16 protein-coding genes are annotated in these 14,967 nt (G+C 69.8%); 3 read left to right on the top strand and 13 right to left on the bottom strand.

Going from position 1 to position 14,967, the window contains the following annotated elements; translation table 11 throughout:
• Positions 1-3: 3 nt before the first annotated feature.
• The gene (locus tag AC1RNC_RS24580; RefSeq protein WP_492888638.1) at positions 4-957 is read right to left on the bottom strand and encodes a purple acid phosphatase family protein; all 954 of its coding nucleotides are present in this window, start codon (positions 955-957) and stop codon (positions 4-6) included.
• 365 nt (positions 958-1,322) lie between these two features.
• On the opposite strand from AC1RNC_RS24580, the gene AC1RNC_RS24575 reads away from it, so the two are divergent.
• A complete protein-coding gene (locus AC1RNC_RS24575) occupies positions 1,323-1,946 on the top strand; it encodes an MlaA family lipoprotein (protein ID WP_492888637.1) in 624 nt (207 codons plus the stop codon).
• Positions 1,947-2,078: 132 nt separating this feature from the next.
• Here the strand turns inward: AC1RNC_RS24575 and AC1RNC_RS24570 are convergent, their stop codons facing one another.
• From AC1RNC_RS24570 to AC1RNC_RS24560, 3 genes are all read right to left on the bottom strand, one after another.
• Positions 2,079-4,268, bottom strand: a complete 2,190-nt coding sequence (locus tag AC1RNC_RS24570) for a TonB-dependent receptor (RefSeq protein WP_492888636.1) — start codon at positions 4,266-4,268, stop codon at positions 2,079-2,081.
• Between the two features lie 163 nt (positions 4,269-4,431).
• Positions 4,432-4,851: a hypothetical protein gene (locus AC1RNC_RS24565; RefSeq protein ID WP_127846972.1), complete on the bottom strand. Its 420-nt coding sequence runs from the start codon at positions 4,849-4,851 to the stop codon at positions 4,432-4,434.
• Between the two features lie 289 nt (positions 4,852-5,140).
• Complete coding sequence (locus AC1RNC_RS24560) at positions 5,141-6,247, bottom strand: DUF2726 domain-containing protein (RefSeq protein WP_099503417.1); 1,107 nt, start codon at positions 6,245-6,247, stop codon at positions 5,141-5,143.
• A gap of 281 nt (positions 6,248-6,528) precedes the next feature.
• Here AC1RNC_RS24560 and AC1RNC_RS24555 point away from each other — a divergent pair, with 281 nt between their 5' ends.
• Complete coding sequence (locus tag AC1RNC_RS24555) at positions 6,529-6,732, top strand: hypothetical protein (protein WP_127846973.1); 204 nt, start codon at positions 6,529-6,531, stop codon at positions 6,730-6,732.
• A gap of 7 nt (positions 6,733-6,739) precedes the next feature.
• Here AC1RNC_RS24555 and AC1RNC_RS24550 read toward each other — a convergent pair whose 3' ends face one another.
• Positions 6,740-6,946, bottom strand: coding sequence for a hypothetical protein (locus AC1RNC_RS24550; RefSeq protein ID WP_099503415.1), 207 nt, complete (start codon positions 6,944-6,946; stop codon positions 6,740-6,742).
• A gap of 140 nt (positions 6,947-7,086) precedes the next feature.
• On the opposite strand from AC1RNC_RS24550, the gene AC1RNC_RS24545 reads away from it, so the two are divergent.
• Positions 7,087-7,485, top strand: a complete 399-nt coding sequence (locus AC1RNC_RS24545) for a helix-turn-helix domain-containing protein (protein WP_099503413.1) — start codon at positions 7,087-7,089, stop codon at positions 7,483-7,485.
• Here the strand turns inward: AC1RNC_RS24545 and AC1RNC_RS24540 are convergent.
• From AC1RNC_RS24540 to trbE, 8 genes are read right to left on the bottom strand one after another with little or no spacing between them, the layout of a single operon-like run.
• Entirely contained in the window at positions 7,482-7,706 is a 225-nt protein-coding gene (locus AC1RNC_RS24540) for a DUF2274 domain-containing protein (RefSeq protein ID WP_099503411.1), read from the bottom strand. The two genes, AC1RNC_RS24545 and AC1RNC_RS24540, sit on opposite strands and share 4 nt — an antisense overlap.
• Positions 7,703-8,866, bottom strand: a complete 1,164-nt coding sequence (locus AC1RNC_RS24535; RefSeq protein ID WP_492888635.1) for a TraB/TrbI/VirB10 family type IV secretion system protein — start codon at positions 8,864-8,866, stop codon at positions 7,703-7,705. The genes AC1RNC_RS24540 and AC1RNC_RS24535 overlap by 4 nt, the downstream gene beginning before the upstream one ends.
• Positions 8,863-9,642, bottom strand: coding sequence for a P-type conjugative transfer protein TrbG (gene trbG / locus AC1RNC_RS24530; RefSeq protein ID WP_492888634.1), 780 nt, complete (start codon positions 9,640-9,642; stop codon positions 8,863-8,865). The genes AC1RNC_RS24535 and trbG overlap by 4 nt, the downstream gene beginning before the upstream one ends.
• Positions 9,639-10,325, bottom strand: coding sequence for a conjugal transfer protein TrbF (gene trbF, locus AC1RNC_RS24525; RefSeq protein ID WP_492888633.1), 687 nt, complete (start codon positions 10,323-10,325; stop codon positions 9,639-9,641). The genes trbG and trbF overlap by 4 nt, the downstream gene beginning before the upstream one ends.
• Positions 10,325-11,578 (bottom strand): P-type conjugative transfer protein TrbL, encoded by a 1,254-nt coding sequence (gene trbL, locus AC1RNC_RS24520; RefSeq protein WP_492888632.1) that lies wholly within the window; start codon positions 11,576-11,578, stop codon positions 10,325-10,327. Before trbL ends, trbF begins: the two co-directional genes overlap by 1 nt.
• The gene (gene trbK-alt / locus AC1RNC_RS24515) at positions 11,575-11,802 is read right to left on the bottom strand and encodes a putative entry exclusion protein TrbK-alt (protein WP_492888631.1); all 228 of its coding nucleotides are present in this window, start codon (positions 11,800-11,802) and stop codon (positions 11,575-11,577) included. The genes trbL and trbK-alt overlap by 4 nt, the downstream gene beginning before the upstream one ends.
• Complete coding sequence (gene trbJ, locus AC1RNC_RS24510) at positions 11,799-12,527, bottom strand: P-type conjugative transfer protein TrbJ (protein ID WP_492888630.1); 729 nt, start codon at positions 12,525-12,527, stop codon at positions 11,799-11,801. The genes trbK-alt and trbJ overlap by 4 nt, the downstream gene beginning before the upstream one ends.
• Positions 12,524-14,965, bottom strand: coding sequence for a conjugal transfer protein TrbE (trbE, locus tag AC1RNC_RS24505; protein ID WP_492888629.1), 2,442 nt, complete (start codon positions 14,963-14,965; stop codon positions 12,524-12,526). The genes trbJ and trbE overlap by 4 nt, the downstream gene beginning before the upstream one ends.
• Between the last annotated feature and the right edge of the window lie 2 nt (positions 14,966-14,967).

The raw sequence follows: 14,967 nt of genomic DNA, 5'->3' as shown, positions 1-14,967 counted from the left end.
GGCTCACGCCTTACCCCGCCGATCACGCAGGAGCCGGACCTTGTAGACCACCTGGCCGTCGAGATCTCGAAACGCCAAGTCCAGCGCCTCGCCCTCCAGCCGGAAGGCCGCGAAGCCAGGTCGAGACAGGCAAAAGCGGGTTCCAGCCACCGCCTCGACCTTATCGCCGGCGTCCGCGCCTGAGCCCGTACAGATGTAGTCGACACGGCCACGGCGGATGTGTTGCAGGCTGTGGTCGTGGCCGTTGATGTAGGCCTGCACGCCGTGGGCCTCGAGCAACGGCGCGACAGTCTCCACCAGCTCGGGGCTGTCGCCATGGCCGCCCGAATAGACGGGGTGATGGCCCATGACGATCTTCCAGGGTGCGGTGGAGGCGGCGAGTGCGCGCTCGAGCCAGGCGATCTGTTCAGCGCCGTCGTGACGCTCGCGATGACCGCGGGCCATCTGCTGCAGCATCTCGTCGTAGTTGCCGCCATCGACCAGCGGGGCGGTGTCGATCACGAAGAGATCGACCAGGTCCGAGCCGAGCGTCTCGCCGCCGATCTTGAAATAGCGGCTGGGCATGCGCCAGCGCGCGCTCTGGGCCGAATAGTCGATCTGGGCCTGGGCCGCGCCCCGGTAGTCGTGATTGCCAAGCGCGGCGTACCATGGGGTCTGCAAGGCCGGGGCGTCATAGACCGCCTCGAAGGACTCTTGCCAATGACGGTCGTCCACCGAAGCGACGCCTGCAGGATAGAAGTTGTCGCCGGCCGCCAGCACGAAGCGACTGGCCAGATCCTGCGCCGCCGCGCCCATGGCCCGAGCGACCTGACGCTGGGAGCGCTTGCCACGACGACCCCAGTCTCCCAGCGCCACGAAGCTGATCGCCTGATCCTCGGCGGCGGCCGGCGCGGTCCACGCCGCGCTGGCGGCAAGGCCAGCCAGAAGCGCGCGACGGTCCAGGGACGATTGGGACACTAGAGGCCTCCGGGACGACCGGGCCCCGACGGCCCGTGCGTTCAAGGACGCCGCCATCGCCGCCGCCTCTCATCGATTTTGGCGGCGCGCTCAGGCTTCGGCGATCTGGTGGGGGGTGCGCCGGGCCGTGGCGTCATTGGCGACATCGACGCCTCGGCGTCCTCTTAGCAACGGGATCGCCCATGAGATCGTCTTGCTCGCCTATCCGCACCGAACGCCCCCTCCCACGACAGGTCATTCGCGGCTGCCGCTGGGCTGGCCTGCTTCTAAGCTGTGCGATCGCGACAAGCGCCGCGGCTCAGACCATCGAACCCGACCCGCCCGCCGTCGAGACGGCCACGGTCGAGACGCCGCCCAAAGACCCGTTGCAGCGCCTGAACCGCGCAAGCTTCGGTCTTGGCATGGCGCTGGACCACACCGTTGTCGGCCCTATCGCCCACGCCTATGTCGCCGTCACTCCGGCGTACGCACGCGCCAGGGTCGACGCCGTCATCACCAATCTCGGCGAACCGCGCACGGTCCTCAACGATCTGGCCCAGGGCCATGCCCGGCGGGCCGAGGCGGCCACGTCGCGCTTCCTGATCAATTCCTCGGCCGGCCTTCTTGGGCTGTTCGATGTCGCGGGCAAGATGGGCATCGCCCATCACCGTAGCGACTTTGGCCAGACGCTGGGCCGATATGGCGCCCGCCCTGGCCCCTACCTCTATGTCCCCTTGCTGGGGCCCCTGACCGTTCGCGACGCCGTCGGCCGGCTGGTCGACGCCGCAGCGGACCCAATCACCCAGATCGGCGGCGGCAGCGGGACGACGTTCGGCGCGGTTCGCAGCAACACCAGCCGGCTGAACACCCGGGTCAAACTCGACGCAGGCCTGCGCGCGCTGGATGATGCGACCGATCCCTATGCCAGCCTGCGGTCGGCCTACCTCCAGCGCCGGGACGCGATCGTCCGTGAAGCGACGGGGGAAGCCGAAGCCCTGCCCGATTTCTGATCTCACCCCTGGGGCCCGGTTCCGCAATGCTACCGAGGACGCAAGCGGCCCGTCGCCGGGTTTCCCCGACACCGGGCCGCAGGGCCTTCGCAACGATGGCGCAGCGCGAACCGACCTCGCGCCGCGTCGCCGTCAGAAGCGGGCGTTCAGGCTCACCTTCGCCGCCCGACCCGAAGCGGGCGAGATGTTGTTATTGCTATCGGCGTACTGGAAGTAGCGCTTGTCGAAGAGGTTCTCGACATTGAGCTGCAGGTCGTAGGTCTTGTTGATCCGGTAGTAGAGCGCGCCGTCGACGCGGGTGAAGCCGGCCAGCGAGACGGTGTTGTCGGTCGCCGCGAACCGCTTGCCCATGCTGGTCACGCCGATGGCGCCGCCGAAGGTCTTGTTCGGGTCATAGCGCAGCCACACTGCGCCCGACGACTTGGGCACGTGGTTGACGCGGTTGCCGGCCCGCACCGTCGCCGACTGGGAGTCCAGGAACTTGGCGTCGGTATAGGTGTAGGAGGCCACGATGCTAAGCTGGCGGGTGATCTCGCCCTGGGCGCTCAGCTCCACGCCCTTGGACCGCTGGCGGCCGATCGGGATGGTCGGCGAAGCGGCGTTGTTCGGGTCGCTCAGCGCCAGCACGTTGTCGCGGTCCAGCTGGAAGATCGCGGCGGCCAGGTTGAAGGTCGGCAGGACGTCCCACTTCGCGCCCAGCTCGTAGTTCTCGTACCTTTCCGGATCAAGGCTCTGGTTGGAGAGGTTGAGGGCCGAGAGCTGGTCGCCGCCGCGCGGCAGGTAGCTCTTCGAGTACGAAGCGTAGATCGAGGTGTTGACCGCCGGCTTGAAGATAGCCCCCACCCGCGGCGACCACAGATTGTCGGTGGCGCTGAAGTTGCGCTGCGTGCCGGCGGCCAGGAACGGGTTCCGGTTGGTGACGTCGGTCTGGTAGTGCTCGTAGCGCAGGCCAGCGACCACCTGGACGTTCGGCGACAGCTCGATCTGGTCCTGCACATAGCCGGCCGCCAGCTTGGCGATGCCGAAGTTGTGGCCGCTGGTGGCGGCTTCGCGCCACTGGATGTCCGGACGACTGATCCGCGAGGCGTTGACCGGAACGAAGATGGTCTGCACGCCGCTGGCGCTTGTCGCGGTCGGGAAGAAACCTTCGGTGCGCAGGTTGCTGGTGGTCTGGCGACCAAACTCAGCGCCGATCAGCAGGGTGTGCTCCACCCCGCCCGTAGAAACCTTGGCGTTGAAGTCGGTCTGGTTGATCAGGTTGCGGCGCTTGGCGCCGTTGTTGTAGGCGCTGATCGCCACGATCGAGCCCGGCGCATAGACACCGGCCGCCAGGCCCGCCGGATTGGTCTGGGCCGTGGTGTTCACCGCGCCGGGGAAGACGTTCTGGTAGAAGCGGTCATAGTAGGCGTAGCGCGTGCGGTTGCGGATCGACATGGTGTCGCTGAACCGGTGCTCGACGAAGACCGTGCCGGCGCTGGAGTCGATCCAGTTGGGGCTCTGGTCCCGATCGCCGAAGAACTGGCCGCGCGGCGTCTCCAGCGGCTTGCCCTGATAGGACGACACGCCGCGATCGCCGATGCGCTTATCGTGGAAGCGCTCGTAGCCGATCGACAGGGTGGTGTCGGGATCCAGCTTGAACGTCGCCGTCGGATTGAAGCCCCAGCGCTTGTTCCAGACGCCGTCCCGGAAGCTGCCGCTGTCCTGCCAGACGCCGGTCGCGCGCAGCGAGATCGTCTCGCTGACCGGCGCGCCCAGATCGACCTGGCCGCGGTAGTGGTCGTAGCGGCCGACCTCCAGGCGCGCGCCCAGGTGCTGCTGGCCATCGGCGACCTTGGTCACCCGGTTGATCAGGCCGCCGGTGACGCCGCGACCGAAGATCATGGCGTTGGGGCCCTTGAAGACCTCCAGGCGCTCGATGTTGTAGAGGTCGCGATAGCTTTGGGTGTCGTCGCGCACGCCATCGACGAAGAAGCTGGCGGTCGTCAGGTTGCCGCGGAAGCTCAGGGTGTCGCGGTTGTTCTCGCCCTGCGAGGAGAAGACGCCCGGCACGTAGCGGACGGCGTCGCCGATGCCGTTGGCGGCCTGGTCTTCGATCTGCTTGACCGAGACGACATTCACCGCCTGCGGCACGTCGATCAGCGCCGTCGGCGTCTTGGTGGCCGAGGTGATCGCATTGGTCTTGTAGGAGGCCTGGCCTGTGATCGTGACGCCGCTCACCTCGTTGATGGTCTGCGCCAGGACCGGCGTGGCCAGGAGCGCCGCGGCCGAGGCCAGCAGCAGGGCGCGCGAAGGCGCGCCGCGGAACGTGCGGTTGATCGACATCTAATTGAAATCCCGGACCTGAAGCTCGCCTAAGTGCGAACGATTTTCATTCGCGCCGTATAGCGCCGCCGTCCGGTCGGCTCAGCCCAAAATTACAAAGCTTGGGAATTTGTATAGCGATTGAAATGTACCCGTAATGTCCGCAACACATGGCCAGATCGCCCTATTTGAGCGGCCTTGGCCCCACCATGGCCTTAAGATGCAGCAGCGGGATCTTGGGCGCCTTGGCTCGCAGGAGGCCGGGTAGCTCGCCGGGTGGAATGAGTGGCGCCGAGACAAGCTCCCACATCACCCCGCGCGGTAGCAGGAATTCCTTTTCGCCGCCGCCCGCGCCTTCCAGGGTCTCCATGTTGTAGACCGGAAATCCTGCAGGCAGGTCCAACTGCATCAACGCACCCGTCTCGCGGATAAAGGTACCTGCCCTCGCGCGTACAGGGGAGGTCGACCAGAATTCCAATGATCGAAATTGATACCCTGGCTTGACCTCCTCCAGGAACGGGCGATGTCCGACGCCTCGCCAGACTGTAAGCTCTGCGCTCAGCTTGGGGCAGCGATCGAACACCGCGTCCAGCGCTTCAGCCACCGGCCTCAGGTCGGCGTCCAGCTCGTCGGTCCAAAACCCTTGGCGAAAGCGCCCTGTTCAGGTGAAAGCAGGGCGACTGGCCAGCGCCTGTCTCCGCTGCGGACTTGTAGCTTTTCAGAGCGCACAGCTCGGCCTCCGTGAGGTCCTGCAGCGCCAACGCGGTCAGATCGTTTTCGATAGCCGTTCTCCTTCAAATCTCACCCAGATCACGCGTGTCGCGGGCATTGCCTAGGACGCCGCCGCCGGCTAGGCGGCGAGCGTTCGGCGTCGCCGGGCATCCTCGCCCGGGCTAAGCGCCGCGACCATACTGTGCAGGAAGCGCTCGCCGCCCCGTTGCGCTCTCTGCCGTCAGCCGGGCGTACTCGGCGTCGAGCTTGGCGCGGACGATGTCCTTCCGATCGCCATCCTCGGTGATCACCAGGCCGATATCGGCCAGAACCAGGGCCTGAGCCTTGATTGCATCGCGCTTCTCCCAGTTCTCACCGAGCTGATGCCCGCTGCCGTGATGTTCGACCGCCAGGATCGGCATCCACTGCTCGTCACAGATCACAAAATCGGCGCGCCGATCATTATAGGTCCAGCGAAGTTCTTCCTCGCCTGGCGATGGCTCCAGATACTCGCCCATGCTGACTTGGGGCAGCAGCTTCAGCTTGCGCTCTTTGGTCCAGGTCAGAATGGCCCGAAACTTAGACTGCTCTGCGTAGTTGAGCACGGAGCTTGGTATCAGGGCGCCGGGTTCGGCCGCCTGCAGAAGCGCCAGGTGCTGATCCAAAGTCGATCGGGCGTGTTCGGGCTCCGCCTGGCCTCGGGTCCTGGCCATCTCGTCGAGTTCCACGCGGACCTTGGTGAAGAGCTGTTCGATCTCGACCGCTCGCGTCCGATCGGCCCGCAATTGAGCGTTGTCCTGTTCGAGTTCGACGATCCGACGCCGGGCAGCCTGCGCCTCGCGCCTGACGCTTTCGGCATCGGTCTCCAACATCTTCACCCTCGCTTCCGCCGTTTCGGCCCGCTGCCGTCCCGTGGCGATCGCCCGCTTGAGCGCGTCGACACGTTCGCCAATACGCACGCGCCCATGCTCCAGCGCCAGGAAGCGATCTTTTAGTCGCTGCGCCACGAGCATCATGCCGGCCACGACGATGACGCCCCAGGCCCCGATGCGCAGGACCCGGGTCCATCCGCCTTTGCCGGCCTTGGGTCCAACCGCGTCGATGGTCGTCATCACCGTCGCGCTGACCTTAGCATCGGCCTTGCCGGCGGAGAGGTGTTTACCGTCGCCGCCTGTTTTTCCAGCCACATGCGACGTGCGCCGATGGCCCGAAGGCTTCGCGTTCACGTCGGCGTGGACGGGAATCATGATGAGCAGGATGGCCAAGGCCGCGACGCTGAAGCGGAACATGAACGGAGACTAGAACCGAGCCCTTCAGCACAACCTAAAGGACATGGCTAAGATCACGCTTACCAGCTGCGGGCCGCACCAGAGGAGGCCTTCGCCGGCCGCCTAGGCGTTGGGCTGGAGAGTCTCCAGATCCATATAGACCTGGCCCGCGTCGCCACGCCGGGCCGGCGAGCCGAACCTCGCAGCTTCCGCCCGTCGCCACCGTCCCGCTGGTCCTGGCCCTGCATGAGCTGGGCACCAACGCCACCAAGTATGGAGCACTATCGACAAGCGCCGGGCGCGTGACCCTCTCCTGGCGGCTGGAGCAGGATCGTTGCTGCTTGGTCTGGCGCGAGGCGCTGGGCCCGAAGGTCCGGGCCCCTAGCCGCCAGGGCCTTGGAACCCGGCTCCTGCGCCGCCAGCCAGGACTAGAGACGATCACCACCAGCTTCGAGCCGGACGGTGTGGTGTGCCGCATTGAGGTTCGCGGATGTTCGGCGGATTAGGCCAGCGCTAATTCATCCTGTGCCGGCGCACATAGGCCGCCGCCCGACGCATGGACTCCGCCTCCCGCGTCATGCCCATTTGGTCCAGCGTCACGGCCGCCGCCTCGGCCCGCGCCACGACCTGGCCCAGCGAGGCGCCCGGAAACATCCCCACCAGATGCTCGGCGGCCTCCGCCCAATCGACCTCGTCCAGCGGCTTGGGGGTCTCGACCATGCCGGCAGCTAACGCCGGTGATCGGGCATCCACAAGACCGTGAGGCGGGCTCCAGGCCCGGCCAACGGAAATATACTTGGCGGCGCGCTACCAATACCCGCCTGCCCGCGCGTCTACAGCTCCACCGTCCGGAGCCTGCCTTGCCCAGTCCCGCCAAGCATTATGTCGATCAACATGTCGGCGCCCGTATCCGCCTGCGCCGCCAGATCCTAAAGGTCAGCCAGGGCGGCCTGGCCGCCGATCTGGGCCTGACGTTCCAGCAGATCCAGAAATACGAGACCGGGGCCAACCGCATCGCCGCCTCGACCCTGCACGCCGCGGCCAAGGTGCTGCGAACCACCCCCGAATGGTTCTTCGAGGGCCTGCCACCGACAGCGCCAGGCGGCGAGCCAGGACCGTCTCCAGCCGCGCGCGCCCTGATCCGCCTTGGCGCTTGCCCCGAGGGCCCGGCCATCGCGCAGGCGATGGCCGCCCTGCCCGGCCCGCTTAAACGGCGCATCCTGGCCCTGCTGGCCGTCCTGGCCGAGGACGCCGACTAGGTGCTTCGAGGGTTTCGTCCGCGCACGAAGGCCCGGTCGCTGGCCATGAACTGGTCGAGCATCGGCACGACCAGCCGCACGGGTTCGGCCGGCTTGCCGCCGGTCTGGGCCGCGTGGGCCTGGGCGTAGGCTAGGAGATTGCGGTGGGTGGCGGCCGGCACGTCGAGGGTCATCTTGACCGGCGTCTCGTCCTCCAGCGGACGCAGCTTCAGCTTACTCATCGAGGGGTCCTTTCGACATAGGGTTCGAGCACGAGGTCCTTGGTCAGCAGCACGCGCAGGGGCGCGCCGGGCCGGATCGTCAGGGTCGGGATGCGATCGAGGCTTCGGCCCACGACCTGGCGCCCGACATCGGTGACCGCGTCGGCGCCGCCGCGCCGGATCGCGCGAACCAGGTCCGACTCGTCGGACGAGGCTCCGCTTTCGGCCCCGATCGCCAGGAGCGTCGAAAGCCCGGCGGCGGCCAGGATGCGGCCGCCATGGCGGTCGACGCCGTCCTGCAGCCCCGCCATCCCCTGGGCGTTGGCGGCCGGCAACTTCTCCAGTACAATCGAGCGGCCCGAAGGCAGGATCAGGCGCGTCCACGCCACCCGCAGGCGGCTGTCGCCGGCCTTCACCTCGGCGGCGTATTCGCCGATCAGGCGCGCCCCGGCCGGGATCAGCAGAACGCCGCCGCCCAGGCTGTCGTGGACGTCCTGGGTGACCTGGGCGATGGCGACGCCCGGCGCGTCCGACCGCAATCCCGTCACGAGCGCGGCGGGGATCACCGCGCCGGCCTGCAGCACGTAGGGCGAGGCCGGAGCCTGTAGCCGCTCGCCGCTGGTCGTCCTGGCGTCGATCGCCGGCGCCGCGGCCCCGGAATCCGCGGCGGCTGGCGCCGCCGGTGGGCCGCGCCCATCGGGTCGCGCCGCCGCGAACAGACCGCTCTGGCGCGCCGCCTGCCTGGCCGCCACGCGCGTCTGGCGCTCGACATCCGCCACCGGACGCTGCGGCGCTGTGATGGGCGGCGGGTCGGCCGGCGCGGGCTCGCCTGAGGGCCAGTCGACGTCCTTACCTTCGCGCTGGGCGGCCAGCATCGGGCGCCCCAGGTCACCGGGCAGCGGCGGTCCCAGGGCTGGAACCCCGGCTGGGCCGACATATCCCCGAGGCAGAGCCGTGACCCGCTCGGACGGCGCGCTGGCGGGAGGCGGATCGGCCGCTGGCGGCGGCGGCCGCCGCCGTTCGGACAGCGACCAGCCCAGCGCCGCGAAAAGCCCCAGGGAAAGCGCCGCGCCGCTGACGACCAGCGCCCGCCGCGACAGCCGGGCCACCGGCGGCGCCGCGCCGCGCAGGCGCAGCGACTTGGCGATCTCTTCCTCGGCGGGGGTGCGATCCTGGCTCATCGGTCCGCCTCCGCCTTCGGCGCGAGCCTGACCAGACGGACGCGCTGAGCCCGACGCTTGTCGCCCAGGCGCAGCTCGGCGCGATCGAACAGCCGGTCCAGAACGAGCCGACGGCCCTCGACGTGATAGTTGAGCAGCTCGGCCGATCGGCCATCGAGGCCCGTGCGGTAGAGCGGCGGCAGATCGTCCAGAGCCACGCCGGGACCAAACTCCACATAGGCCCGGCGCCCGTCATCGAACACCGCCACCGGGCGCCAGGCCGGGTGGTCGCCCTCGATGCGATAGGCGCGGTTGACCCGAGTAAGGTCCAGGGCCGGCGCCGCGGGCGCCCGCGGGGCGGCGACCACGGCGATCGCCTCGCGCTGGTAGCGCCACGACACCTGGGCGTTCCAGGTCCTGGCCGTCGCCCGCAGTTCCAAGTGGTAGGTGCGTCGGTCGGTGTTGATGACCAGGTTGGTGGCCAGGCCTGGCTCGGTCGGCTTGACGAGCACATGGACCCGGCGAGCCGCGCCGGCGCCGCTGCTGGTGTCGCCGATCACCCAGCGTGCGGTGTCGCCGGCCGCGACCGCCCCCTGGGTGACGAGCGTCTCGCCCGGCTCGAGCACGATGTCGGTGATGCGCCCTGGGGTGGCCAGGAGCGGATAGACGCCGGTCTCCTCGTAGTCGAAGGCGATCATGCCGGCCGGGGCGGCCAGGCGCGGATCGCGGTCCTCGGCGCCGGCGGAAGAGACGCACAACAAGCCGGCGACGCCGGCACAGGCAGCCAACCGGATCATGCGCCGAAATCCTTGGACCAGGCGATGGCGCTGACGAAGACGCCCAGCGGGTTGGACCGCAGGCCTTCGGCGGTCGTGGGCGGCTTGATCCGCACCGTCAGGATGGCGGTCCAGCGCTCGGTCGCGACCAGCTGGCCGCCCTCGAAGCGCTGCTCGGTCCAGGCGACGCGGAAGCTCGACGGAGACGCGCGCACGACGCTGGTCACCGACACGACCGCCTGGGCCTTGCCGACCTGGCTGAACGGGTCGGCGCGGCGGGCGTGATCGGAGAGCGCCGCCGCGCCGTCCGCGTCGGTGAAGTCGTAGGCGCGCAGCCAGGCCTGACGCATCAGGACCGGGTCGGTGGAGATTGTGCGCACATCGGCGACGAAGCGGGCCAGGGTCCAGGCGACCGTGGCGTCGGTCGGTCGCGCGCCCTGGGCGGCGGGCGCGACGACACGCGGCTCGCCCAGGCGGTCGACCTCCACGACCCAGGGCGTCACGCCGCCGCGCAACGACAGGGCCACGAGCCCGCCGGTCAGGCCGCCGCTGAGGGCGAGCAGCCCCAGGGCCATCAGGCGCCAGTTGCGAGCCTGGACGCGGGCCGAGCCAATGCGCTCGTCCCAGGCCTGCCCGGCCCGTTGATAGGGGGTTTCGGGCGCCGGGGTCGCGCCGAAGCGCGCCGACCCCTTGAGCGGGCTCATCATCTATCCTCCGAAAGGCTGGGCGCCGCGCCGGCGCTGTGATCGTCGCCGCTGCCGACGGCGTGGACGGCCATGGCCGCGCCATGGGCCAGGGTCTGGCGGTGCTGCAGGTCGCGAGCCCAGGCGGGCGCGGCGGACGGCGCGCCCTCGCCGCTCTCGCCGCCGCCTTCGCCGGAGCCTCCGCCCGAGTTTCCGGCGGGACCGCTGCCGCCGCGCGCCGCCGCGCCGGCCGACGACGAGCTGGTCCCGCCACCGGAAGGGCCCGAGGGGGGCGGAGCGTCAGGGGTCGGGGCCGCGCCGCCGGCCGGCGGGGTACGCCCACCCGCACCGGCCGCCGCCGCGCCAGCGCCGGACGCGCCCACGCCGCTCGCCGCCATCTGCGCCGCGGCCGCGCCGGCCATGGCCATGCCCCCGACCACCAGGCCCGTGCCGACGGCCGCGCCGGCGCCCAGCTGGGGCGCGCCCGACACCAGGCCCGAAGCCACGCCCGGCCCGAAAATCGACAGGCCCAGCAAGGTGAGCGCCGCCAGGGCGATGGCCAGCACCTCTTCCAGGGTCGGCTGGCCGGCGCCGGCGGCGTTGAACTCGGCAAAGAGCGAGGACCCGATGCCGACGATCACCGCCAGCACCATGACCTTCACGCCGCTGGCGATGACGTTGCCCAGAACCTTCTCGGCCAGGAACGCGGTGCGTCCGAAGAGCCCGAAGGGGACGAGGACGAAGCCGGCCAGGGTCACCAGCTTGAACTCGATCAGCACCACGAAGATCTGGATGGCGATGATGAAGAAGGCGACGATGACCAGCAGGGCCGCCGCCAGCAGGATGACGATCTGGACGATGTTCTCGAAGAAGCCGGGAAATCCGCCGAGTTCGGCGGCCGCCTGCAGCAGCGGCTTGCAGGACGACACGCCCAGGGCCGCCAGGCGGCCGGGCCGCAAGAAATCCTCGGCCGATACCCCTGCCCCCGAAGCCTTCAGGCCAAGGCCCGAGAAGCTCTTGAGGACGATCAGCGACAGAGCGTGGAAGTTGCCGATCAGGAACGCAAAGAACCCGACATAGAGGGTCTTCTTGACCAGGCGGGCCAGGACATCCTCGCCAGACGCCCAGGCCCAGAAGAGCGCCGCCAGGGTGACGTCAATGGCCACCAGGGTCGTCGACAGGAAGGCGACCTCCCCGCCCAGCAGGCCAAAGCCGCTGTCGAGATAGCGGTTGAAGGTGTCGAAGAAGCGATCGATGACGCCGACGTCGTTCATGACGCCGCCCCGCCGAAGAATCGCGCCCGAGCTCCAGCCCAGGCCGCCTTGCAGCCGGAGTCGCGTCCGGCCGCCTCGCCCAGGCCCTGGCAGCGCGTCAGCTGCGGATCGACCGGCGCGCGCTTGGTCGGTCCGGTCCGTGTTGGCTGGGAGGCCCCGCCCGCCAAGACAGCGGCCCCCAGCAGGATGATCAGTGCGGTCCCCCAGATGAGGGACCGGGTCACGGCGTTCCAGCGCTCCCGATGAAGCGTGAGAACCGGGCCTTGGCGTCGGCGCGCGCGGCGGCCCGGTCGGCGGCCTCCAGGGCCTGGGCCCGTCCTTGGGCGGCGCTCAGCGCCAGAAGGTCAGCCAGTTGCTGGGCCTGGAGCGCCAGGAGCTGGTTGCCGGCCTGGGCGGCCTGCAGGCCGCCGACCGCACCTTGGCTCTGGCCGATCAGGTTGGTCAGCTGGTCGCGGCTCGCCCCTAGGCCGCCGACCACGCCGGCCTGAACCTTCAGGGCGTCCTCGAAGCCGGCGACCGCCGCGCCCCAGCGCGTCTCGGCCCGCTGGGTCAGGGCCGCGTCCGAGGCCGACAGCTCAACCGCCCCGTACTGGGTGCGGAAGGCCTCGCGGATCTGGGCTACGTCGTAGGCTAGCCCCTGGGCCTGGCCCAGCAGCTCGCGGGTGCGATCGACCTGAGCCTGCAGGGCCGCTAGCGAGGAATAGGGCAAGCTCGCCAGGCTGCGGGCCTGACCGATCAGCATCTGGGCCTCGTTCTGCAGCGAGGTGATCTGGTTGTTGATCGTCTGCAGAGCCCGGGCCGCCTGGAGGACGTTCTGGGCGTAGTTGGTCGGGTCGAAGACCGTGAACTGGGCGCGGGCCGGGGCTGGGGCGACCAGGGCGGCCAGGCCCATCGCGGCGAGCAGCCATGTGGAGGCGGCCGACGCCAGGCGGCGACGGGTAAGGGTCATGTCGATGTCTCCGGAGGGTTGGCCGGCGCGGCGGCGCCGCGCGGCAGGAGGTCGGCGGCCCAAGGCAGGCCACGCGCGCGCAGCCAGGCGGCGGCGAAGCCGTCCCGGCCATGGACGGCCAGGATCTGGCTGATCGCCCGCTGATCGCTCTTGGAGGAGGCCGCGCAGAAGGCCAGCGCCACCGGCCCCAAGCCAAGGTCGAACAGCCGGTCGCCGACCCTTGATTGCAGGTAGTAGTCGCGGGCCGGCGTGGCGCGGGCGAGGATCTCGATCTGCCGCGCATTGAGACCAAACCGCGCGTAGGCCGCCGTGCCCTGCGGCTCCAGGGCGCGCGGGTTGGGCAGGAAGATGCGGGTCGGGCAGCTTTCGATGATCGAGGCGGCGATCGCGCTCTGGGTCACGTCGGCCAGGGACTGGGTGGCGAAGACGACCGACGCATTCTTCTTGCGCAGGGTCTTGAGCCAGGCGCGCAGCTGGGCTCCGAACGCGGCGTCATCGAGCGCCAGCCAGCCCTCGTCGATGAGAATGAGGGTCGGCCGACCGTCCAGGCGGCGCTCGATCCGATGGAAGAGATAGGCCAGCACCGCCGGCGCGGCCGCGCCGCGCGCTAGGCCCTCGGTCTCGAAGACCTGGATGTCGGCCTCGCCGAGCGCTTCGCCAGCCCCATCCAGCAGGCGCCCGTGCGCCCCGCCCAGCACGAACGGCGCCAGCGCCGCCTTCAGCGGCGGACTGGCCAGCAGTGCGACCAAGCCCGTCAGGGTGCGCTCGGCCAAGGGCGCGCCGGCCAGACTGCCCAGCGCCGCCCACAGGTGCTCGCGCACGGCCGGGGTGATGGCGAGGCCCTCGCGGGCGAGGATGGCCGCCAGCCAATCGGCCGCCCAGGCGCGCTCCTCGGGCGCGTCGATCAGGGCCAGCGGCTGGAGGATCGGCGCGGCTCGGCTCTCGCCCGACAGATCCTGGAAGTCGCCACCCATGGCGAGCGCGGCCGCGCGGCTGGAGGCGCCGAAGTCGAAGGCGAACACCTGCGCGTCACGATAGCGCCGGAACGACAGGGCCAGCATGGCCAGCAGGACGCTCTTGCCCGCGCCGGTCGGCCCAACGACCAGGGTGTGGCCGACATCGTCGACATGCAGCGATAGCCGGAACGGCGTCGAGCCGGCGGTGCGCGCGATCAGCAGCGGCGGGCCGCCCAGGTGGCGGTTGCGCTCGGGTCCGGCCCACACGGCCGACATGGGCGCCAGGTGGGCCAGGTTCAGGGTCGACAGCGGCGGCTGGCGGACATTGGCGTAGGCATGGCCTGGGACCGTGCCCAGCCAGGCCTCGACGGCGTTAACGTCCTCGCGAATGACGGTGAGGTCGCGCCCCTGGATCACCTTCTCGGCCAGGGCCAGCTTGGCGTCGGCGCGGGCCGGATCCTCGTCCCAGACTACGAGACTGGCCGTGACATAAGCGTAGGCCACCGCGTCGCCGCCAAGGTCCTGCAGCGCCAGGTCGGCCTCGCCGGCCTTGTTGGCCGCATCGCTGTCGACCAGAGCCGAGGGCTCCTGGGTCAGGGCCTCGCGCAGCAGCACCAGCACCGACTTGCGCTTGGCGAACCACTGGCGGCGGATCTTGCCCAGGAGCGCCTGGGCGGCGGCCTTGTCCAGGCAGAGCGCACGGGTGGACCAGCGATAGGCGAAGGCCAGGCGGTTGAGATCGTCGAGCAGGCCCGGCGTGGTCGACGGCGGAAAGCCGACCAGGGTGAGGACACGCAGGTGCGCGCGGCCCAGGCAAGGCTCGAGCCCGCCGGTCAGGGGCTCGGTCGCGAGAAGGCTGTCGAGATGGATGGGGGTTTCAGGGACGGCCACGCCCTGGCGTCCGGTCGACACCGCCCCATGCAGGAAACTCAAGGTCGCTGGATCATCGAGCCAGGCGAGTTGCGGCATAAGGCCGTCGAGCAGCGCCAGCAGCCGGCCGGACCGATCGACGAAGGCGGCCAGCTCGGCGCGCCAGTCGACCTCACGCCCGGCCCTTCCCTCGACGAACAGACGCTCGATGCGGCCTCGCTGTTCGGCGGGCGGCAGGTAGCTCAGGGTCAGGAAATAGCGGCTCTCGAAGTGCTCGCCGCTGTCCTGGAAGTCGGCCCGACGCTCGGCGTCGACCAGGGCCGACACCGGGTCGGGAAAGCGGCTGTCGGGATAGGCCGCCGACGGGTCGCGCCGCGCTTCCACGAAGATCGCCCAGCCCGAACCCAGACGGCGCAGGGCGCCGTTGAGCCTCGCGGCGACGGCCGCCACCTCCGCGTCGGTGGCGCTGTCGAGGTCGGGGCCGCGGAACTCGGCGGTGCGCTGGAAGCCGCCGTCCTTGTTGAGCACGACACCGGAGGCGACCAGGGCCGCCCACGGCAGGAAGTCGGCCAGGAAGGCGGGACGGCGCCGGTATTCGCGAAGGTCAAGCACAG

It is taken from the genome of Caulobacter sp. GW822-FHT01G02, from assembly GCF_058802865.1.
The sequence above is the reverse complement of the archived record's forward strand: the minus strand, read 5'-3'. Positions and strand labels throughout refer to the sequence as shown.

Coding starts and splice junctions, on each gene's coding strand:
- AC1RNC_RS24570 (WP_492888636.1), bottom strand. CDS start 4,268: ATGTCGATCAACCGCACGTTCCGCGGCGCGCCTTCGCGCGCCCTGCTG.
- AC1RNC_RS24560 (WP_099503417.1), bottom strand. CDS start 6,247: ATGTTCCGCTTCAGCGTCGCGGCCTTGGCCATCCTGCTCATCATGATT.
- AC1RNC_RS24550 (WP_099503415.1), bottom strand. CDS start 6,946: ATGGTCGAGACCCCCAAGCCGCTGGACGAGGTCGATTGGGCGGAGGCC.
- AC1RNC_RS24540 (WP_099503411.1), bottom strand. CDS start 7,706: ATGAGTAAGCTGAAGCTGCGTCCGCTGGAGGACGAGACGCCGGTCAAG.
- AC1RNC_RS24535 (WP_492888635.1), bottom strand. CDS start 8,866: ATGAGCCAGGATCGCACCCCCGCCGAGGAAGAGATCGCCAAGTCGCTG.
- trbG (WP_492888634.1), bottom strand. CDS start 9,642: ATGATCCGGTTGGCTGCCTGTGCCGGCGTCGCCGGCTTGTTGTGCGTC.
- trbF (WP_492888633.1), bottom strand. CDS start 10,325: ATGAGCCCGCTCAAGGGGTCGGCGCGCTTCGGCGCGACCCCGGCGCCC.
- trbL (WP_492888632.1), bottom strand. CDS start 11,578: ATGAACGACGTCGGCGTCATCGATCGCTTCTTCGACACCTTCAACCGC.
- trbJ (WP_492888630.1), bottom strand. CDS start 12,527: ATGACCCTTACCCGTCGCCGCCTGGCGTCGGCCGCCTCCACATGGCTG.